General features: G+C 70.1%; 1 protein-coding gene. It reads right to left on the bottom strand.

Features of this window, described 5'->3' with window-relative positions; translation table 11 throughout:
• Positions 1 to 201: phosphopantetheine-binding protein (locus RT97_RS30375; protein WP_042582587.1), on the bottom strand; the 201-nt coding region annotated here is incomplete at both ends.

The raw sequence follows: 201 nt of genomic DNA, 5'->3' as shown, positions 1-201 counted from the left end.
CAGTGCCTGCGCAAAGGCAGCAAGCTGCGGGTGCTGGAACAAGGTGCGCACCTGCACCGACCAGCCCAGCGCCCGCACGCGCTCCAGCAGCCGCAGCGCCAGCAGCGAGTGGCCGCCCAGTTCGAAGAAGCCGTCGTTGCGGCCCACGCGCGCCACGCCCAGCACATCGGCCCAGATCGCGGCCAGTGCTTCTTCGACTTC

Origin of the sequence: Variovorax paradoxus, assembly GCF_000834655.1 — a bacterium.
Classification (GTDB): Bacteria; Pseudomonadota; Gammaproteobacteria; order Burkholderiales; family Burkholderiaceae_C; genus Variovorax; species Variovorax paradoxus_F.
This window is presented reverse-complemented; position numbering and strand designations above follow the sequence as displayed.